At 68.6% G+C, this 17,419-nt stretch carries 23 protein-coding genes; 19 read left to right on the plus strand and 4 right to left on the minus strand.

Going from position 1 to position 17,419, the window contains the following annotated elements:
- The first annotated feature begins 3 nt into the window (after positions 1 to 3).
- Positions 4 to 1,467: a glutamate synthase subunit beta gene (locus ACTPOE_RS11805; protein WP_458872362.1), complete on the plus strand. Its 1,464-nt coding sequence runs from the start codon at positions 4 to 6 to the stop codon at positions 1,465 to 1,467.
- 45 nt (positions 1,468 to 1,512) lie between these two features.
- On the opposite strand, the gene ACTPOE_RS11810 is transcribed toward ACTPOE_RS11805, so the two are convergent.
- The 4 genes from ACTPOE_RS11810 to ACTPOE_RS11825 form a co-directional block, all read right to left on the minus strand.
- Positions 1,513 to 2,013: a hypothetical protein gene (locus ACTPOE_RS11810; RefSeq protein WP_458872363.1), complete on the minus strand. Its 501-nt coding sequence runs from the start codon at positions 2,011 to 2,013 to the stop codon at positions 1,513 to 1,515.
- Between the two features lie 97 nt (positions 2,014 to 2,110).
- Positions 2,111 to 2,584, minus strand: a complete 474-nt coding sequence (locus ACTPOE_RS11815) for a Spy/CpxP family protein refolding chaperone (RefSeq protein WP_458872364.1) — start codon at positions 2,582 to 2,584, stop codon at positions 2,111 to 2,113.
- Positions 2,581 to 3,036 carry an anti-sigma factor family protein gene (locus ACTPOE_RS11820; protein WP_458872365.1) on the minus strand — a complete coding sequence of 152 codons (456 nt, stop codon included), beginning with the start codon at positions 3,034 to 3,036 and terminating at the stop codon, positions 2,581 to 2,583. The genes ACTPOE_RS11815 and ACTPOE_RS11820 overlap by 4 nt, the downstream gene beginning before the upstream one ends.
- A gap of 14 nt (positions 3,037 to 3,050) precedes the next feature.
- Entirely contained in the window at positions 3,051 to 3,599 is a 549-nt protein-coding gene (locus tag ACTPOE_RS11825) for an RNA polymerase sigma factor (protein ID WP_458872366.1), read from the minus strand.
- 133 nt (positions 3,600 to 3,732) lie between these two features.
- Here ACTPOE_RS11825 and ACTPOE_RS11830 point away from each other — a divergent pair, with 133 nt between their 5' ends.
- The 18 genes from ACTPOE_RS11830 to ACTPOE_RS11915 all read left to right on the plus strand — a co-directional run bounded on the left by ACTPOE_RS11830 (position 3,733) and on the right by ACTPOE_RS11915 (position 17,411).
- A complete protein-coding gene (locus ACTPOE_RS11830; protein ID WP_458872367.1) occupies positions 3,733 to 4,551 on the plus strand; it encodes an ABC transporter ATP-binding protein in 819 nt (272 codons plus the stop codon).
- Positions 4,548 to 5,336 carry a lipid asymmetry maintenance ABC transporter permease subunit MlaE gene (mlaE, locus tag ACTPOE_RS11835; protein ID WP_458872368.1) on the plus strand — a complete coding sequence of 263 codons (789 nt, stop codon included), beginning with the start codon at positions 4,548 to 4,550 and terminating at the stop codon, positions 5,334 to 5,336. The genes ACTPOE_RS11830 and mlaE overlap by 4 nt, the downstream gene beginning before the upstream one ends.
- A gap of 92 nt (positions 5,337 to 5,428) precedes the next feature.
- Positions 5,429 to 5,932 carry an outer membrane lipid asymmetry maintenance protein MlaD gene (mlaD, locus tag ACTPOE_RS11840; RefSeq protein WP_458872369.1) on the plus strand — a complete coding sequence of 168 codons (504 nt, stop codon included), beginning with the start codon at positions 5,429 to 5,431 and terminating at the stop codon, positions 5,930 to 5,932.
- A 64-nt stretch (positions 5,933 to 5,996) separates the two neighbouring features.
- On the plus strand, positions 5,997 to 6,839 hold the full coding sequence (locus ACTPOE_RS11845; RefSeq protein WP_458872370.1) for an MlaA family lipoprotein: 843 nt from the start codon (positions 5,997 to 5,999) through the stop codon (positions 6,837 to 6,839).
- A gap of 70 nt (positions 6,840 to 6,909) precedes the next feature.
- A complete protein-coding gene (locus tag ACTPOE_RS11850; protein WP_458872371.1) occupies positions 6,910 to 7,557 on the plus strand; it encodes an MlaC/ttg2D family ABC transporter substrate-binding protein in 648 nt (215 codons plus the stop codon).
- Positions 7,558 to 7,753: 196 nt separating this feature from the next.
- On the plus strand, positions 7,754 to 8,545 hold the full coding sequence (locus tag ACTPOE_RS11855) for an ABC transporter ATP-binding protein (protein ID WP_458872372.1): 792 nt from the start codon (positions 7,754 to 7,756) through the stop codon (positions 8,543 to 8,545).
- Between the two features lie 29 nt (positions 8,546 to 8,574).
- On the plus strand, positions 8,575 to 9,333 hold the full coding sequence (locus ACTPOE_RS11860; protein WP_458872820.1) for an ABC transporter permease: 759 nt from the start codon (positions 8,575 to 8,577) through the stop codon (positions 9,331 to 9,333).
- Positions 9,334 to 9,336: 3 nt separating this feature from the next.
- The gene (locus ACTPOE_RS11865; RefSeq protein ID WP_458872373.1) at positions 9,337 to 9,588 is read left to right on the plus strand and encodes a BolA family protein; all 252 of its coding nucleotides are present in this window, start codon (positions 9,337 to 9,339) and stop codon (positions 9,586 to 9,588) included.
- Positions 9,581 to 10,834 (plus strand): UDP-N-acetylglucosamine 1-carboxyvinyltransferase, encoded by a 1,254-nt coding sequence (gene murA / locus ACTPOE_RS11870; RefSeq protein ID WP_458872374.1) that lies wholly within the window; start codon positions 9,581 to 9,583, stop codon positions 10,832 to 10,834. The genes ACTPOE_RS11865 and murA overlap by 8 nt, the downstream gene beginning before the upstream one ends.
- Before the next feature lie 14 nt (positions 10,835 to 10,848).
- Positions 10,849 to 11,514, plus strand: coding sequence for an ATP phosphoribosyltransferase (hisG, locus tag ACTPOE_RS11875; protein ID WP_458872375.1), 666 nt, complete (start codon positions 10,849 to 10,851; stop codon positions 11,512 to 11,514).
- Between the two features lie 135 nt (positions 11,515 to 11,649).
- Complete coding sequence (gene hisD / locus ACTPOE_RS11880; RefSeq protein ID WP_458872376.1) at positions 11,650 to 12,957, plus strand: histidinol dehydrogenase; 1,308 nt, start codon at positions 11,650 to 11,652, stop codon at positions 12,955 to 12,957.
- Positions 12,958 to 13,072: 115 nt separating this feature from the next.
- Entirely contained in the window at positions 13,073 to 13,660 is a 588-nt protein-coding gene (gene hisB, locus ACTPOE_RS11885; RefSeq protein ID WP_458872377.1) for an imidazoleglycerol-phosphate dehydratase HisB, read from the plus strand.
- A 28-nt stretch (positions 13,661 to 13,688) separates the two neighbouring features.
- Positions 13,689 to 14,333 carry an imidazole glycerol phosphate synthase subunit HisH gene (gene hisH / locus ACTPOE_RS11890; protein ID WP_458872378.1) on the plus strand — a complete coding sequence of 215 codons (645 nt, stop codon included), beginning with the start codon at positions 13,689 to 13,691 and terminating at the stop codon, positions 14,331 to 14,333.
- A 57-nt stretch (positions 14,334 to 14,390) separates the two neighbouring features.
- Positions 14,391 to 15,170 carry a 1-(5-phosphoribosyl)-5-[(5-phosphoribosylamino)methylideneamino]imidazole-4-carboxamide isomerase gene (gene hisA, locus ACTPOE_RS11895; RefSeq protein WP_458872379.1) on the plus strand — a complete coding sequence of 260 codons (780 nt, stop codon included), beginning with the start codon at positions 14,391 to 14,393 and terminating at the stop codon, positions 15,168 to 15,170.
- Positions 15,167 to 16,000, plus strand: a complete 834-nt coding sequence (gene hisF, locus ACTPOE_RS11900; RefSeq protein WP_458872380.1) for an imidazole glycerol phosphate synthase subunit HisF — start codon at positions 15,167 to 15,169, stop codon at positions 15,998 to 16,000. The genes hisA and hisF overlap by 4 nt, the downstream gene beginning before the upstream one ends.
- The gene (gene hisI, locus ACTPOE_RS11905) at positions 15,997 to 16,446 is read left to right on the plus strand and encodes a phosphoribosyl-AMP cyclohydrolase (protein ID WP_458872381.1); all 450 of its coding nucleotides are present in this window, start codon (positions 15,997 to 15,999) and stop codon (positions 16,444 to 16,446) included. The genes hisF and hisI overlap by 4 nt, the downstream gene beginning before the upstream one ends.
- A 64-nt stretch (positions 16,447 to 16,510) precedes the next feature.
- The gene (locus ACTPOE_RS11910) at positions 16,511 to 16,855 is read left to right on the plus strand and encodes a phosphoribosyl-ATP diphosphatase (RefSeq protein ID WP_458872382.1); all 345 of its coding nucleotides are present in this window, start codon (positions 16,511 to 16,513) and stop codon (positions 16,853 to 16,855) included.
- 187 nt (positions 16,856 to 17,042) lie between these two features.
- Positions 17,043 to 17,411, plus strand: coding sequence for a histidine triad nucleotide-binding protein (locus ACTPOE_RS11915; protein WP_458872383.1), 369 nt, complete (start codon positions 17,043 to 17,045; stop codon positions 17,409 to 17,411).
- The last annotated feature ends 8 nt before the right edge of the window (positions 17,412 to 17,419 follow it).

Consider the following 17,419-nt stretch of genomic DNA (forward strand, 5'->3'; position numbering starts at 1 on the left):
ATCATGGGAAAAATCACTGGCTTCATGGAATTCGCGCGGGTCAAACCCGCCTACGAGGCGCCGGAATCCCGCCTGCGCCACTGGAAGGAATTCGTCTCGCCGCTGACCGACGAACAGGCCCGCGTCCAGGGCGCGCGTTGCATGGACTGCGGGGTGCCCTTCTGCACGCACGGCTGCCCGGTCAACAACATCATTCCGGACTGGAACGACCTGGTCTACCGCCAGGACTGGAAGCGCGCGCTGGACGTGCTGCTGTCGACCAACAATTTTCCGGAGTTCACCGGCCGCATCTGCCCCGCGCCCTGCGAGGCGGCCTGTACGCTGAACCTGAACGACGACGCGGTCGGCATCAAGTCGATCGAGCACACGATCATCGAGCGCGGCTGGCGGGAAGGCTGGGTGGTGCCGCAGCCGCCCGCGCGCAAGACGGGCAAGCGGGTCGCCATCGTGGGCTCGGGACCGGCCGGCCTGGCCTGCGCGCAGCAATTGGCGCGCGCCGGGCACAGCGTGTCCGTCTATGAGAAGAGCAACCGCATCGGCGGGCTGCTGCGCTACGGGATCCCGGACTTCAAGCTGGAAAAGTCGCACATCGACCGGCGCCTGGCGCAAATGGAGGCCGAAGGAGTGGAATTCTTCCCCTCGACCTACGTGGGCCGCGCGGAACACGCGGAGGACGGGCTGACGGTGGTCACGCCCGAAGAGCTGCTGGCGCAGCACGACGCGGTGGTGCTGACGGGCGGGTCCGAGCAGCCGCGCGACCTGCCGGTGCCCGGCCGCGAACTGCGCGGGGTGCACTTCGCCATGGACTTCCTGCGCCAGCAGAACAAGATCAACCATGGCGACCGGATCGCCAAGCCGATCAGCGCGAAAGGCAAGCACGTGGTGGTGATCGGCGGCGGCGACACGGGTTCGGACTGCGTGGGGACGAGCAACCGCCAGGGGGCGGCGTCGGTGACGCAGTTCGAGCTGATGTTCCGCCCGCCGGAGGAAGAGGACAAGCTGCTGACCTGGCCCTATTGGCCGATCCGGCTGCGGACTTCGTCCTCGCACGAGGAAGGCTGCCAGCGCGATTGGGCGGTGGGCACCCAGGCGTTCGAGGGCAAGGGCGGCAAGGTGGAAAAGCTGGTCGCGACGCGCCTGGAATGGCTGAAGGACAAGGCCACGGGCCAGATGAAGATGCGCGAGGTGAAGGATTCGCAGTTCGATATCCAGGCGGACCTGGTGCTGCTGGCGATGGGCTTCGTGTCGCCGGTGCGCTCGGTGCTGGACGCATTCGAGGTGGAAGCGGACGGGCGCGGGAACGCGCGGGCGAATACGGACGACTACTGCAGTTCCCGGGCGAAGGTGTTCGCCGCGGGGGACATGCGGCGCGGGCAGTCGCTGGTGGTGTGGGCGATCCGCGAGGGGCGGCAGTGCGCGCGGTCGGTGGACGAGTATTTGATGGGGGCGTCGGTCCTGCCGCGCTGACGCGGCCAGATGCGATCCCCGCCGCCGCGGCGGCGGGGATCGCCATCAGGATTCCTTCGGCACCTGGATATCCTGCCAACCCGGGTGATCGAAATAGGCGCCATAGCGGTTCAACGCCTCGGCCAGGCGCACGACCCCCGCGGCACGGGGCTGTCCGGCCTGCTGACCGCCCGCGATGCCCGCGCCCTCGACCACGTCCGCCAGGATCACATGCAGCACGGCATCGGCCTGCGGTTCGAGCTTGCAGTTTTCGACGATATACGCCAGTTCGCGATTGGCCTGTTCACCGAGCGCATCGTAGCTTGCGTCGGAAAACGTACCCGCGTGCGCGTCGGGCAGGGCCCGCGCCACGGCTTGACGAAGATTGCCCATGGCCTGGCGCAGCGGAACATCGGCGGCCCACTTCTGGCCATGGTCCAGGGTCGGCGTCGCCGGCGATGCATGGCCGTGATCGTGCGTCTCCGCCGCCCGGAGGGGGCCGGTGGCCAACGCAAGCGGCAGAGCGAGACCCAGGGCGAGCAGCAGGCGGGAGGGATGGGTTTTCATGATTCAGCTCCTAAAAAAGGGGGGCAATGTCATTCCGACACCTCCTCTAACGCGCCATGCATGGAAAAGTTCCACGCTGGCCACTTGCCGCACGAATTCAGCGGGCCGTTGGCGCCTTCCGATGCAGCTGCTCCGCCCGGGTCGCCTGCGCGGCGAACTCCTGCATCAACAGTTCCTTGAGCACGGCCCGCTGGCGAGCATCGAGGACGTCTCGTTCCGCCAGCAACTGGCGGATCACATGCTTCTGCTGCTCGTCCTGCAAAGCGGCGATCTTCGCCTGGATGCCGTCCAGCCGCGTCGTGTCCGGTTTCGTGGCGAAGAGTTCGTCGAGCAAGGCCTGTCGCTGCGCGCGGATGTCCGCCCAATTCCGCGCCAGGTCCGCCAGGAACGGGCCTTCGAGCCGCGTCCAGGCGGTCTGCTGGCTGGCCGACAGCCCGAGGCGCTGCGCCAGGGATTCCGCGGGCGGACCGTCACCGCCACCCATCCAGTGCCGCTGGACGGCGGTGGCTACGAAACCGACATTCAAGGCCAGCGAGACGGCCAGCAGGATATTCCGGAATCGTGGGCTCATGTTCTCTCCTCGAGGGTTCCACACAGGCCGGCGGCGGCGCACAGCCCGCCCGGAGGTACCGGGCTGAAAGCATCCAGACGAGCCATCGAAACATCAGGCCGCGCGGGACTCTCCACAGGCCAGGACCAGTTCGCCAGCCCGATGCCGACCGCCAGGGAAGCCGTGACGGCCATCGCGGCCGGCAACCAGCCCAGCCAGGCCCGCAAGACATCCCTGAAGGGCCGGACCGCAATGCGCCGCCCGACGGACGCGGATTGCCAGGAACGGGAAAAATCCGGCACCGCAACGGGATCAGGCAATGCCTTCAGGTCGACGATCATGGCCAGTAGCGCCTGCGATTCGGCCGCGCAGACCGGGCAGCCTGCGACATGCGCCTGGATCAGGTCGCGCCTGCGTCCGGTCCAGTCCGGATCCAGGCAGGCGGAGAGCAGTACGGTTCGGGGGCAAGGCATTGACTTCTCCTTTGTCAGGCCTTCAGGACGGCCAGCAAGGCCGCCCGGGCACGGGCGATGCGCGAGCGCACGGTGCCCGGATTCAGGTTCAGGGTACGGGCGATGTCCTCATAGGACATGCCCTCGATCTCGCGCAACAGCAGGATTTCACGATGCGTCGGCGCGATGACGGACAGGGCCTGCTCCAGCCGACGTACTCTTTGCGCGGTTTCGAGCAGCCTGTCGGGGCCGGGCGCCGGATCCGGAACGTCCAGGCCCGCGTCCAGGGGCTCCATGCGCACCCGGCTGGTCCGCCGCAAATGGTCCAGCGCCAGGTTGTGCGCGATGCGAAACAGCCATGTCCGGAACCTGGCCTCCGGCCGCCAGTCTCGAATGGCCTGATAGGCGCGCAAGAACGTGTCCTGGGTAAGCTCCCGGGCGATTTCCGGCGCCTGGATCAACCGCACGAGGTAGCGATAGACGGCGCCCTGGTGGCGCGCCACCAGCCAGGAATAGGCATGCGCATCCCCGGCGCTGGCACGCGCCGCATGGCGGTCGTCTTCGAGTTCGGCATCGGCATCCACACCCACTCCAACGAAAGAGGACGTAAAAAGTTCCCTGCCAGGGAAACGGAAGGGCTTCGGGACAGGCTCCATCCAGCCGGCCCGGCGGGTGCAGGTACAATCCATGTTAGTCCGATGCGGTTATCCGATCCCAATGAATTCTGCCCCCGATCCCCTTGTCACCTTCGATGGCGTTTCGCTCGGCTACGGCGAGTTCACCGTGCTGCGCGGCATCGACCTGCGGGCCATGCCTGGCCAGGTCGTGGCCATGATGGGCGGCTCGGGCTCGGGCAAGACCACGCTGCTGCGGGCCATGACCGGCCAACTGCCGGCGCAGGCCGGGCAAATCCGGGTGTTCGGCCAGGACATGGCCGACCTGAGCGGCGAACCGCTGCGCGCCACGCGCCAGCGCATGGGCGTGCTGTTCCAGAGCGGCGCCCTGTTCACCGACTTGAACGTCTTCGAGAACGTCGCCTTTCCGCTGCGCGAGCACACCCATATTTCCGAACAGCAGATCCTGGAACGGGTGCTGGACAAGCTCCAGGCCGTCGGCCTGCGGTACGCCGCGCATCTGCGGATCTCGGAAATTTCCGGCGGCATGGCGCGGCGCGTGGCCCTGGCGCGGGCGATCGTGCTGGAGCCCGAACTGATCCTCTACGACGAGCCCTTCGCGGGGCTGGACCCGATCTCGCTAGGGATCACGGCGCAGTTGATCCGTACTCTGACGGACCAGCTGGGCTGCGCCTCGATCCTGATCACGCACGACGTCGCGAAATCCTTCGCGATCGTGGACCAGGTCTACCTGATCGGCCAGGGCCGGCTGATCGCCCAGGGCACGCCGGCGGAACTGTCGGCTTCGCAGGACGAATACCTGCAGCAATTCCTGCAGGGCAGGCCCGACGGCCCGATCGGTTTCCACTACCCCCTGACGCCGGCCTTCGAACGCTGGCTGGCCTCCCGGAGGGACTCATGAGCACGCTCGCAAGCCGCATCGCCGCGCTGGGGCACGGCTTCGTGTCCATGATCACCGGCCTGGGCGCCTTCGCCCGCCTGTTCGCGGCCATCCTGGCGCGCAGCGGCGTGGTGCTGCGCCGCCCGCGCCTGACGGGCCAGCAGGTCCATTTCATCGGCAACCATTCCTTGCTGATCATCGGGGTCTCCGGCCTGTTCGTGGGCTTCGTGCTGGGCCTGCAGGGCTACTACACGCTGAACCGCTACGGCTCGGAAGAGGCCCTGGGCCTGCTGGTGGCCCTGTCACTGACGCGCGAACTGGGGCCGGTGGTCACGGCACTGCTGTTCGCCGGACGGGCCGGCACGTCGCTGACGGCGGAAATCGGCCTGATGAAGGCCGGCGAGCAGATCGCCGCCATGGAAGTCATGGCCGTGGATCCGATCCGCCGCGTCCTGGCGCCGCGCTTCTGGGGCGGGGTGATCGCCATGCCGGTCCTGGCGGCGGTCTTTTCCATGGTTGGCATCCTGGGCGGCTGGTTCGTTGGCGTGATCCTGATCGGCATCGACCCGGGCGCCTTCTGGTCACAGATGCAGGACGGAGTGGACGTCATCGACGACGTGCTCAACGGCGTCATCAAGAGCCTGGTCTTCGGTGTCGTCGTGACCCTGATCGCCCTCTACCAGGGCTGGACGGCGCGCGCCACCCCCGAGGGCGTCTCGCGCGCCACCACCCGCACCGTGGTCAGCGGCGCCCTGGCGGTGCTGGGGCTGGATTTCCTGCTGACGGCGCTGATGTTCGCCCACTAAGGCCTGTTCACACGAATCAAGGCGGCTCCTCGATTCGTGTGAACAGGCTCTAACCCCGATTCTTCGTCAACCGAAACCTGCGGAACGAGTTCATGACACGTGAAAAAACCGATTTCTGGGTAGGCCTGTTCATCCTGCTGGGCCTGATCGCCCTGGCGTTCCTGGCGTTGCGCGCCGGCAACATGAGCTCCTTTTCCTTCGCCCCCACCTACCAGGTGCATGCGCATTTCGACAACGTCGGCGGGCTGAAGGTCCGCGCGCCGGTGAAAAGCAGCGGCGTGGTGGTCGGGCGGGTCGCCGAAATCGGCTTCGACAACCAGCGCTTCCAGGCCACGGTCACGCTGTCGCTGGAGCAGTCCTACGCCTTCCCCAAGGACACCTCGGCCTCGATCCTGACCTCGGGCCTGCTGGGCGAGCAGTATGTCGGCCTGACGCCGGGAGGCGACGACAAGGACCTGGCCGATGGCGGCACGATCGAATTCACGCAATCCGCCGTGGTACTGGAGGACCTGATCAGCAAGTTCCTCTACAGCTCGGCCGAGAAGGAAGGCTCGAAGGAAGGCCAGGGCGCCGCCGCGCCGGCCGCCGGCCATTGACCGGCTCCCCTTACAATGTGCGACACTTTCACGCTGCCCTGACATCGACCGCACGAGACACGACATGAATCCCACCGCCCCGACGACGGCCACACCGCGTTCCGGACGCCTCCCGGCCCGCACCGGGCTGGTCCTGGCGACCGCCGCACTGATGGCCGGCTGCGCGCAGGTGCCGCACCCCTCGCCCAATGATCCCTGGGAATCCTACAACCGCAGCATGTACCGCTTCAACGACACGGTGGACCGTGCCGTGCTCAAGCCGATCGCCACGGGCTACCAAACCGTCACCCCGCGCCCGGTGCGTACCTGTATCCACAACATCTACGGCAACCTGGTCGATGTCTGGTCGGGCATCAACAGCCTGCTGCAGGGACGAGGCCGCGATTTCGTGGACACCTTCGGCCGGGTGCTGTTCAACAGCACGGCGGGCCTGGGCGGCTGCATCGACATCGCCTCGATGCACGGGGCGCGCAAGATTCCCAACGACTTCGGCATGACCCTGGGCGTCTGGGGCTTCGGCCCCGGCCCATATGTGGTACTGCCGTTCCTGGGCTCGAGCACGGTGCGCGACGGCACCGCCTGGGCCATTTCCCTGGCGTCGCCGATCTCGCCCGTCAGCGCGGTGTTCGCCATCGACGACGTGCCGGTGCGCAACTCGCTGCTGAGCCTGTACGTCGTGGACATGCGCGCCGATCTGCTGGAAGCCGACCGCCTGGTGGACCAGATCGCGCTCGACAAGTACAGCTTCATCCGCGACGCCTACCTGCAGCGCCGCAAGGCCATGCTGGACAGCCGCCTGCGGAACGGCCGCGCCTCGACGGCGGACGACCTGAACCATCCGGCTTCGCCGCCGGCCGACCAGGGCCTGCCGGTCTACGAAGATCCGGACGCGGCACCGGCGAACTGAACCCGCCCGGGGTCGCGTCCGGCCCGGGCATCGACCCGCCCCGCGCGGGCGGGCGCACACGGAGACGATCATGTATTTTCCTTCCTTCCTGAAAATCCTGCGCCGGGCGGGCGGCCTGTGCTTGCTGGGCGCCATCCTGGGCCTGTCCACGGCATCCGCGGGCACGGCCGAACGCACGGTCGCCCCCCAGGCCGCGCCGAACGATTTTCTCGAAGCCGTGGCCAACAACATGCTGGACGCGGTGAAGGCCGATCCCCAGGCGCTGCAGGGCGATCCAGGCCATATCGCGGATATGGTGCGCCGCTACGCGCTGCCATACGTGGACATGGACAAGACGACCCGCCTGGCGGCCGGCCGCTACTGGCGCCAAGCCTCGGCGTCGCAGAAGAAAGCGCTGATCCAGGCGTTCACGGGAACGCTGATCCGCACCTACAGCGGCGCGTTCACGCGAGTGACGTCCAGCACGACGATCTCGCTGCTGCCGTTCCGGGGCGATCCGCAGGCGGACGACGCTGTGGTGCGCACGACGATCTCGCAGCCGAACAGCGCGGCGATCGGTGTGGATTACCGGCTGGAGCGGACGGACGCGGGCTGGAAAGTCTACGACCTGAACGTGGAGGGCATCTGGCTGATCCAGAACTACCGCAACCAGTTCGCCTCCGAGATCAACCGCGGCGGGATCGACGGGTTGATCTCGGCCTTGAACGCGAAGCAGTGACGCGGCTCTCGATCCCCTCTCAGGCCGCAAACCCGGTCCCGGGAGTGGCGTGGGAGGCAGGGCAGCCGCGTGAGGCGCCGGCGGCTTCCGAAGGGAAGCCGGGGGAAGTCGGCGGGGGTGTCTGAGCCGCGCAAGTCCAATCGTCCCGACCGCTATAATGTCCGATGGCGCCCACTTCGGGGCGCATCGCCAGCCCATGCCCGCCCTCGACCTGCAACACGTCTCCAAAGTCTATGCTCCGCGCCAGCGATCCTGGCGCGACCGTCTGAGCGGCCGTCCCGCGTCCGCGGGCTTCCAGGCCCTGCGCGACGTCAGCCTGACGGTCGAGCACGGCGAATTCTTCGGCCTGCTGGGCCCCAACGGGGCGGGCAAGACCACGCTGATCTCCATCCTGGCCGGGCTGTCCCGCGCCACCCGGGGCAGCGCCCGGGTCTGCGGCCACGACGTGGTCGACGATTTTCGCCGCGCCCGCCAGTCGCTGGGCGTCGTGCCCCAGGAAATCGTCTACGACCCCTTCTTCACCGTGCGCGAGACCCTGCGGCTGCAATCCGGGTATTTCGGCCTGCGGAACAACGACGACTGGATCGACGAGATCCTGGACAACCTGGGCCTGCTGGACAAGGCCGAGGCCAATATGCGCGAACTGTCGGGCGGGATGAAGCGCCGCGTACTGGTGGCGCAGGCCCTGGTGCACCGCCCGCCCGTGATCATCCTGGACGAGCCCACCGCCGGCGTGGACGTGGACCTGCGCCGCACACTGTGGGATTTCATCACGCGCCTGAATCAGGCCGGCCACACGATCCTGCTCACCACCCACTACCTGGAAGAAGCCGAATCCCTGTGCGGACGCGTGGCGATGCTGAAATCCGGCCAGATCGTGGCGCTGGACACCACCCAGGCGCTGATGGCGCGGGTCGGCGGCGCCGATCTGGAAGACGCCTTCGTGCGCATCATGCACGACGATTCCGTGCTGGAGGCCGAGCTGTGATCCGCCCCGTCTCCCAGGCCCGCCCCGCGATGGGCTCGGGCTTTCCGACCCTGCTGCACAAGGAACTGATGCGCTTCTGGAAGGTCGGCCTGCAGACCATCGCCGCCCCGGTGATGACGGCGCTGCTGTACCTGCTGATCTTCTCCCACGTGCTCGAAGACCGTGTGCGGGTGTACGACGCGATTTCCTACACCGCCTTCCTGATCCCCGGGCTGATGATGATGAGCATGCTGCAGAACAGCTTCGCCAATCCGTCCTCGTCCCTGATCCAGAGTCGCATCACCGGCAACCTGATCTTCGTGCTGCTGCCGCCGTTCTCCCACCGCCAGATCTTCACCGCCTACATCCTGGCGGCGGTCGCGCGCGGGCTGGCCGTGGGCGCCTGTGTCTGGCTGGTGGCGCTGTTCTTCGTGCGCCTGCCGGTCACGGCCCCGTTGTGGCTGCTGGTCTTCGCGGTGCTATCGTGCTGGATCATGGGCGTGCTGGGACTGATCGCCGGCCTGTGGTCGGAAAAATTCGACCAGTTGGCAGCCTTCCAGAACTTCCTGATCATGCCCGCCACCTTCCTGTCGGGCGTGTTCTACTCGATCCACAGCCTGCCGCCCTTCTGGCAGGAAGTCTCGCGCTGGAATCCGGTGTTCTACATGATCGACGGCTTCCGCTACGGATTCTTCGCGGCGTCCGACGTTTCCCCCTGGCGCGGCCTGGCCATCGTGCTGGCCGTCGCCGTGGCCCTGAGCCTGTTCGCCCTGCGCCTGCTGGCGCGCGGCTACAAACTACGGAGCTGACCCATGTCTCCCACCCCCGACCACGTCCGCCAGTACATCGCCGACAACCTCCCCTGCGAGCACCTCGAAGTCTACGGCGACGGTGCCCACTTCGAGGCCCTGATCGTCAGTTCCGTCTTCGAGGGCAAGCGCACGCTGGCCCGCCACCAGGTGGTCTACCAGGCCCTGGGCGAACGCATGCGCGCGGAAATCCACGCCCTGTCGATGCGCACCCTGACGCCGGCCGAATACGAAGCCACCAAGAGCAATGGATAAGCTGCTGATCCAGGGAGGCCGCCCGCTGCGGGGCGAAGTCGCCATCTCGGGCGCCAAGAACGCCGCCCTGCCGATCCTCTGCGCGTCGCTGCTGACCGCCGATCCGCTGGAACTGGACAACGTCCCGGCCCTGCGCGACATCGGCACCACCCTGACCCTGCTGCAGCGCATGGGCGTGCGCACGGAACGCGGGGACGAGACCCGCGTCACTCTCCAGGCCGACCAGGTGTCCAGCCAGGAAGCCCCCTACGAACTGGTCAAGACCATGCGGGCGTCCATTCTGGTGCTGGGACCGCTGGTGGCGCGCTTCGGCCGCGCCCGGGTCAGCCTGCCCGGCGGCTGCGCCATCGGCCAGCGGCCGGTGGACCAGCACATCAAGGGCCTGGCCGCCATGGGCGCGCGCATCCACATCGACCACGGTTTCGTCGTGGCCGAGGCCGACCGCCTGCGCGGCGCCAGCATCCTGACGGACATGGTCACCGTGACCGGCACGGAAAACCTGCTGATGGCCGCCGCCCTGGCCGAAGGCCGCACCGTGCTGGAAAACGCCGCCTGCGAACCGGAAGTCGTCGATCTGGCGAACGTCCTGATCGCCATGGGCGCGCACATCGAAGGCCACGGCACCGACCGCATCGTCATCGAGGGCGTGGAACACCTGCACGGCGCCGCCCACCGCATCGTGCCCGACCGCATCGAGGCCGGCACCTTCCTGTGCGCCGTGGCCGCCACGGGCGGCGACATCACCCTGCGCCACGCGGCCCCCGACACACTGGGCGCGGTGCTGGACAAGCTGCGCGACGCCGGGCTGGAGATCACCACCGGGCCGGACTGGATCCGCGCCCGCATGGCCGGCCGGCCGCGCGCGACGGGCTTCCGCACCAGCGAATACCCGGGTTTCCCGACCGACATGCAGGCCCAGCTGATGGCCCTGAACACGCTGGCCGAAGGCACCGCCGTCATCACCGAAAACATCTTCGAGAACCGCTACATGCACGTGCAGGAACTGCACCGCATGGGCGCGGACATCGAGATCGACGGCCACACCGCCGTGGTCCAGGGCGTCGCGCGGCTGCTGGGGGCCACCGTCATGGCCACCGACCTGCGCGCCTCGGCCAGCCTGGTGATCGCCGGTCTGGCCGCCAGCGGCCAGACCACGGTGGAACGCATCTACCACCTGGACCGCGGCTACGAACGCATGGAACACAAGCTCCAGGCGCTGGGCGCGGACATCCAACGCATCCAATAAGCGACAGGCTCCACATGGCCCTCTCCCCTCTGACCCTGGCCCTGTCCAAAGGCCGCATCTTTGAAGAAACCCTGCCACTGCTGGCCACCGCCGGCGTGGGCGTGCCGGAAAACCCGGAATCCTCGCGCAAGCTGATCCTGCCCACGGATTCGGACGAACTGCGCATCATCATCGTGCGCGCCTCGGACGTACCCACCTATGTCCAGTACGGCGCGGCCGACTTCGGCATCGCCGGCAAGGACGTGCTGCACGAACACATGGCGCAGCACCCCGGCGGACTGTACCAGCCCATCGACCTGAACATCGCCCGCTGCCGTCTGTGCGTGGCCGCCCCCGAGGGTTTCGACTACCAGGCCGCCGTGCGCCAGGGCTCGCGCCTGCGCATCGCCACCAAGTACGTGCGCGCCGCGCGCGAGCACTTCGCCGCCAAGGGCGTGCACGTGGACATCATCAAGCTCTATGGCTCGATGGAGCTGGCCCCGCTGGTGGGCCTGGCCGACGCCATCGTAGACCTGGTGTCCTCGGGCGGCACACTGCGCGCCAACCGCCTGGTCGAGGTCGAGGAAATCCGCCAGATCTCCTCGCGCCTGATCGTCAACCAGGCCGCGCTCAAGATGAAGGGCGAGCGCCTGCAGCCCTTCCTGGATGCCTTTGCCAGGGCCTCGGCCGCGATGGCCTGAGGACCGTCCGCGGCCGCCGTCCGCTCGGACTGCGGGAATTCCGGCTAAGATAGACACGTCGTGGCCGCCGCGAGCGGCCCGCGCGGCCGTTCGCCGTCCAATTTTCCGCACCCCGCTTCCGACCCGATTTCCATCATGTCCCTGATTCACCGACTGGATGCCCGTTCCCCCGATTTCGACGCGGCGCTGGCCCGGCTCCTGGCCTACGACGCTTCCCAGGACGAGGCCATCGAAACCGCCGTGCGCGACATCCTGCACGACGTGCGGGCGCGCGGCGACGCGGCCATCCTGGACTACACGGCGCGCTTCGACCACGTCCGGGCCGACCGGCTGGAAGCCCTGGAAATCCCCCGCGCCGACTGGCTGGCGGCCCTGGACGGCCTGCCCGCCGACCAGCGCGCGGCGCTGGAGGCCGCCGCCGACCGGGTGCGTCGCTACCACGAGCACCAGCGCGCCGAGACCTGGACCTACACCGAGCCCGACGGCACGATGCTGGGCCAGCAGGTCACCCCGCTGGACCGCGTCGGCCTGTACGTGCCGGGCGGCAAGGCCGCCTACCCGTCCTCGGTGCTGATGAACGCCATCCCGGCCAAGGTCGCCGGCGTGCCCGAACTCATCATGGTCACGCCCACGCCCGGCGGCGCGCGCAACCCCATGGTGCTGGCCGCCGCCGCGCTGGGCGGGGCGGACCGCGTATTCGCCATCGGCGGGGCCCAGGCCGTGGGCGGCCTGGCCTACGGCACGCGCACGCTGCCCGCCGTGGACAAGATCGTCGGGCCGGGCAACGCCTATGTCGCGGCGGCCAAGCGCCGCGTGTTCGGCACGGTCGGCATCGACATGATCGCCGGCCCGTCCGAGATCCTGATCCTGGCCGACGGGTCCACGCCCGCCGAATGGCTGGCCATCGACCTGTTCTCCCAGGCCGAGCACGACGAACTCGCCCAGGCCATCCTGCTGTGCCCGGACGACGACTATCTGGACGCCGTCCAGGCCGCCATCGAGCGCCTGCTGCCGGCCCAGCCGCGCGCCGACATCCTGCGCATCAGCCTGGCCAACCGGGGCGCCCTGATCCGTACCGGCAGCCTCGAACAGGCCTGCGACATCGTCAACCGCATCGCGCCGGAACACCTGGAGATCTCCGCCCGCGACCCGCAGGCCCTGCTGCCCTTGATCCGCCACGCCGGCGCGATCTTCCTGGGGGCCTACAGTTCCGAATCCCTGGGCGACTATTGCGCCGGACCGAACCACGTCCTGCCCACCGCGCGCACCGCGCGCTTCTCCTCGCCGCTGGGCGTGTATGATTTCCAGAAGCGCAGCAGCCTGATCCAGGTCTCGCGCGCCGGCGCCCAGACCCTGGGCCGCATCGCCGCCACCCTGGCCACAGGGGAAGGCCTGCACGCACATGCCGCCAGCGCCTCGCTGCGCCTGGACGCGCAGCCCTAGGGCCTGTTTACACTGATCAAGGGGTCCCCCTGATCAGTGTAAACAGGCCCTAACCCGCCCGCGCGGCCCTTCCGGCGCCGCGCGGTTCCACCCCCGACCGACCCACCCATCGCCCATGCGCACCGCCACCATCGAACGCAACACCCAGGAAACCCGCATCCGCGTCAGCCTGAACCTGGACGGCACCGGCTCCCGCGGCCTGAACACCGGCGTGCCCTTCCTGGACCACATGCTGGACCAGATCGCCCGCCATGGCCTGTTCGACCTGGACGTCCGCTGCGACGGCGACACCCACATCGACGACCACCACAGCGTCGAGGACGTCGGCATCACCCTGGGCCAGGCCTTCGCCGCCGCGACGGGCGACAAGGCAGGCCTGCGCCGCTACGGCCACGCCTACGTGCCGCTGGACGAATCCCTGTCGCGCGTGGTGGTGGACCTGTCCGGCCGCCCCGGCCTGTTCTACCACGTGGCCTACGCCCGGCCGCGCATCGGCACGTTCGACGTCGACCTGGCGCGCGAATTCTTCCAGGGCTTCGTCAACCACGCCCAGGCGACCGTGCACATCGACAACCTGCGCGGGGAAAACGCCCACCATCAGTGCGAGACCATCTTCAAGGCTTTCGGCCGCGCGCTGCGCATGGCCGCCGAAGTCGATCCGCGCGCCGGCGGCGCCATCCCCTCGACCAAGGGCTCGCTGTAATCCTGTTTCCCCAGAGGACTTCCGCATCGTGACCCGCATCGCCATCGTCGACTACGGCATGGGCAACTTCCATTCCGTCGCCCGCGCCCTGCAAGCCGCCGCACCCGGCCATGACATCCGCATCGCCCGGAGCGCCGACGAGATCCGCGCCGCCGACCGCATCGTATTCCCGGGCCAGGGCGCCATGCCAGACTGCATGCGCACGCTGGATACCTCCGGATTGCGCGACGCGGTGCTGCGAGCCGCCCGCGAAAAGCCGCTGCTGGGCGTATGCGTGGGCGAACAGATGCTGTTCGAGGCCAGCGACGAGGGCGACACCCCCGGCCTGGGCCTGTTCGCCGGCCGCGTGCGCCGCTTCCAGGGGCCGGCCTTCGACCACGCCGCCGACGGCGGCGAACGGCTGAAAGTCCCCCACATGGGCTGGAACGCCGTCACCCAGACTCGCGCCCACCCGCTATGGGAAGGCATCGCCCAGGACACACCGTTCTATTTCGTCCACAGCTACTACGCCGAACCCGCCGACCCGGCGCTCACCGCCGGCATCAGCCGCCACGGCCTGCCGTTCTGCTGCGCCATTGCGGACGACAATATTTTTGCCGTACAGTTCCACCCAGAAAAGAGCGCAGCCCCCGGGCTGCGGATGTACCGCAACTTCACCCGCTGGCAGCCCTGAAACCACCCGGCTCCCGGCACCGCATCCCGTATCCTTTCCGCACCGACCACGACGACCATGCTGCTCATCCCCGCCATCGACCTCAAAGACGGGCATTGCGTGCGCCTGCGCCAGGGTGACCTGGACCAGGCCACCGTGTTTTCCGAAGACCCCGCCGCCATGGCGGCCCAATGGGTCGCCCAGGGCGCGCGCCGCCTGCACCTGGTGGACCTGAACGGCGCCGTGGCCGGCAAGCCGCGCAACCGCGCCGCCATCCAGGCCATCGTGGACACCGTCGATGAATCCATCCCGGTGCAGATCGGCGGCGGCATCCGCGACCTGGACACGGTCGAATACTACCTGGACAACGGCATCTCCTACGTCATCATCGGCACGGCGGCGGTCAAGGATCCGGGCTTCCTCAGCGACGCCTGCTCGGCCTTCCCCGGGCACATCATCGTCGGCCTGGACGCGCGCGACGGCAAGATCGCCACCGACGGCTGGTCGAAGCTGACCCGCCACGACGTGCTGGACCTGGCCCGGAAATTCGAGGACTACGGCTGCGAGTCCATCATCTATACCGACATCGGCCGCGACGGCATGCTCTCGGGCGTCAACATCGAAGCCACCGTGCGCCTGGCGCAGCATGTCCGCATCCCTGTCATCGCCTCGGGCGGCGTCGCCTCGCTGGACGACATCCGCGCCCTGTGCGATGTGGCCGACGAGGGCGTCGAAGGTGCCATCCTGGGCCGCAGCCTGTACGAGGGCACCCTGGACTTCGCCGCCGCCCAGGCCCTCGCCGACGACCTGGCCGGCCCCCCGGCCGAGGACGCGGCCGGCGAGGACGCCGACGCATGACCCCGTCCGACGCTCCAGCCGGGCAGCCGGTCCTGTCTGGCCTGTGCCGCCGCATCATCCCCTGCCTGGACGTCAACGCCGGGCGGGTGGTCAAGGGCGTGAACTTCGTCAACCTGACCGACGCCGGCGACCCGGTGGAAATCGCCCGGCGCTACGACGAACAGGGCGCCGACGAACTCACCTTCCTCGACATCACGGCCACGTCCGACGACCGCGACCTGATCCTGCCCATCATCGAAGCCGTGGCGCGCCAGGTCTTCATCCCCCTGACGGTCGGCGGCGGCGTACGTCGGGTGGCCGACGTGCAGCGCCTGCTGGACGCGGGCGCCGACAAAATCTCGATCAACAGCGCGGCGGTCGCCCGCCCCGAGCTCGTGGCCGAGGCCGCCCGCCACCACGGCTCGCAATGCATCGTCGTGGCGCTCGACGCCCGCCGCGTCTCCGGCGAGGACGAGGCCCCGCGCTGGGAAATTTTCACCCATGGCGGCCGTCGCGCCACCGGGCTGGACGCCGTGCAATGGGCGTGCCGCATGGCCGACCTGGGCGCCGGCGAACTGCTGCTCACCAGCATGGACCGCGACGGCACCAAGTCCGGCTTCGACCTGGAACTGACGCGTGCCGTCTCGGACGCCGTGCCGGTGCCGGTGATCGCCTCCGGCGGCGTCGGCACCCTGCAGCACCTGGCCGACGGGGTCACCCTGGGCCACGCCAGCGCCGTGCTGGCCGCCAGCATCTTCCACTTCGGCCAGCACACCCTGGCCGAAGCCAAGGCCTACCTGGCCGCCCAGGGCATCCCGGTGCGACCCGCTCCCGCGCAGGCGCCCGCATGACGGCACCCGCGCAACCCGCCCCCTGCGCGCCGGAGGACTGGCTGGCGGCCCTGCGCTTCGACGACCGGGGCCTGATTCCCGCCATCGCCCAGGACGCCAGGACCGGCACCGTGCTGATGATGGCCTGGATGAACGCCGAAGCCGTCCGCGAAACCGTGCGCACCGGCCGCGCCGTGTATTTCTCGCGCTCGCGCGCGCGCCTGTGGCGCAAGGGCGAGGAATCCGGCCACGTCCAGCAGGTCCACGACATCCGCCTGGACTGCGACGGCGACGTGCTGCTGCTCAAGGTCACCCAGATCGGCGGCATCGCCTGCCACACCGGGCGAGAACGCTGCTTCTACCGGGGCCTGGACCTGGCCGGGGATCCGCCGGCCTGGGTCGCCCAGGACCCGGTGCTGAAGGACCCCGAGTCCATCTACGGCCACTCGCACCCGCACGGCCACTGAACGCATGCACCGCACGGGCCGGCCGCGCCGGGCCCGGGCCTCCTTCGATCACGGACTCCTCCACATGACGACTTCCTCCACCGCCGACACCCTGGCCCGGCTGGCCGACACCCTGGCGACGCGCCGCCCCGACCGCGGCGGCGACCCGCAGACGTCCTACACCGCCAAGCTGCTGGCGCGCGGCCCGGACGCCTTCCTGAAGAAGATCGGCGAAGAAGCCACCGAACTGGTCATGGCCGCCAAGGACGGCGTCCGCGAGCGCATCGTCGCCGAGACCGCCGACCTCTGGTTCCACTGCCTGGTCGCCCTGACGCACTTCGACCTGCGTCCCGAGGACGTGCTGGCCGAACTGGCCCGCCGCGAAGGGCTGTCCGGGCTGGAGGAAAAGGCGTCCCGTCCGAAGGACTAGGGTCCGCACGCCCTCGTCCGCCCGGCGCCTGCTCGGGATGCCCTGGACGAGTCGAGCCGGGAGAATCTCTCGGGACATACCCGCAAACGAGGCGTCCTCCCCCCTCCCGATCAAACCGGCCTCCGCGAAAATATGGCAACATACGGGATTGATCGGGTCGATGTCCGGCCCCTCCCCGTAGGTCCTCATGAGCCACGATTGCCTGTTCTGTAAAATCGCCCGGCACGAAATCCCCGCCCGCATTGTCCACGAAGACGACGAATTCCTCGCATTCCACGACATCAATCCGGCGGCTCCCGTGCATCTGCTGCTGATCCCGAAACATCACGTGGCCTCCCTGGCGGACATCGGCGTCGCCGACGGCGACTGGCTGGCCCGCATGCTGCGCCTGGCGCCCGAACTCGCCTTCGCCAACGGCTGCAATCCCATGCCCGCCGGCGGCTTCCGCCTGGTGTCCAACACCGGCGCCGAAGGCGGTCAGGAAATCGATCACCTGCATTTCCACATCCTGGGGGGCGAACGCCCCTGGTCAAACCGCGCGGCCCCCGCCGCCTAAGGAGTTCT

It is taken from the genome of Castellaniella sp. WN (assembly GCF_054457555.1).

Bases quoted from the DNA above. Each gene is read 5' to 3' on its own strand.
- ACTPOE_RS11805 (WP_458872362.1), top strand. From the start codon at position 4: ATGGGAAAAATCACTGGCTTCATGGAATTCGCGCGGGTCAAACCCGCC.
- murA (WP_458872374.1), top strand. From the start codon at position 9,581: ATGGATAAGCTGCTGATCCAGGGAGGCCGCCCGCTGCGGGGCGAAGTC.
- ACTPOE_RS11820 (WP_458872365.1), bottom strand. From the start codon at position 3,036: ATGCCTTGCCCCCGAACCGTACTGCTCTCCGCCTGCCTGGATCCGGAC.
- ACTPOE_RS11910 (WP_458872382.1), top strand. From the start codon at position 16,511: ATGACGACTTCCTCCACCGCCGACACCCTGGCCCGGCTGGCCGACACC.
- ACTPOE_RS11845 (WP_458872370.1), top strand. From the start codon at position 5,997: ATGAATCCCACCGCCCCGACGACGGCCACACCGCGTTCCGGACGCCTC.
- ACTPOE_RS11810 (WP_458872363.1), bottom strand. From the start codon at position 2,013: ATGAAAACCCATCCCTCCCGCCTGCTGCTCGCCCTGGGTCTCGCTCTG.
- ACTPOE_RS11915 (WP_458872383.1), top strand. From the start codon at position 17,043: ATGAGCCACGATTGCCTGTTCTGTAAAATCGCCCGGCACGAAATCCCC.
- hisB (WP_458872377.1), top strand. From the start codon at position 13,073: ATGCGCACCGCCACCATCGAACGCAACACCCAGGAAACCCGCATCCGC.
- ACTPOE_RS11865 (WP_458872373.1), top strand. From the start codon at position 9,337: ATGTCTCCCACCCCCGACCACGTCCGCCAGTACATCGCCGACAACCTC.
- ACTPOE_RS11850 (WP_458872371.1), top strand. From the start codon at position 6,910: ATGTATTTTCCTTCCTTCCTGAAAATCCTGCGCCGGGCGGGCGGCCTG.
- hisG (WP_458872375.1), top strand. From the start codon at position 10,849: ATGGCCCTCTCCCCTCTGACCCTGGCCCTGTCCAAAGGCCGCATCTTT.
- hisF (WP_458872380.1), top strand. From the start codon at position 15,167: ATGACCCCGTCCGACGCTCCAGCCGGGCAGCCGGTCCTGTCTGGCCTG.
- mlaD (WP_458872369.1), top strand. From the start codon at position 5,429: ATGACACGTGAAAAAACCGATTTCTGGGTAGGCCTGTTCATCCTGCTG.
- ACTPOE_RS11855 (WP_458872372.1), top strand. From the start codon at position 7,754: ATGCCCGCCCTCGACCTGCAACACGTCTCCAAAGTCTATGCTCCGCGC.
- hisI (WP_458872381.1), top strand. From the start codon at position 15,997: ATGACGGCACCCGCGCAACCCGCCCCCTGCGCGCCGGAGGACTGGCTG.
- ACTPOE_RS11860 (WP_458872820.1), top strand. From the start codon at position 8,575: ATGGGCTCGGGCTTTCCGACCCTGCTGCACAAGGAACTGATGCGCTTC.
- hisA (WP_458872379.1), top strand. From the start codon at position 14,391: ATGCTGCTCATCCCCGCCATCGACCTCAAAGACGGGCATTGCGTGCGC.
- hisD (WP_458872376.1), top strand. From the start codon at position 11,650: ATGTCCCTGATTCACCGACTGGATGCCCGTTCCCCCGATTTCGACGCG.
- ACTPOE_RS11815 (WP_458872364.1), bottom strand. From the start codon at position 2,584: ATGAGCCCACGATTCCGGAATATCCTGCTGGCCGTCTCGCTGGCCTTG.
- ACTPOE_RS11830 (WP_458872367.1), top strand. From the start codon at position 3,733: ATGAATTCTGCCCCCGATCCCCTTGTCACCTTCGATGGCGTTTCGCTC.
- mlaE (WP_458872368.1), top strand. From the start codon at position 4,548: ATGAGCACGCTCGCAAGCCGCATCGCCGCGCTGGGGCACGGCTTCGTG.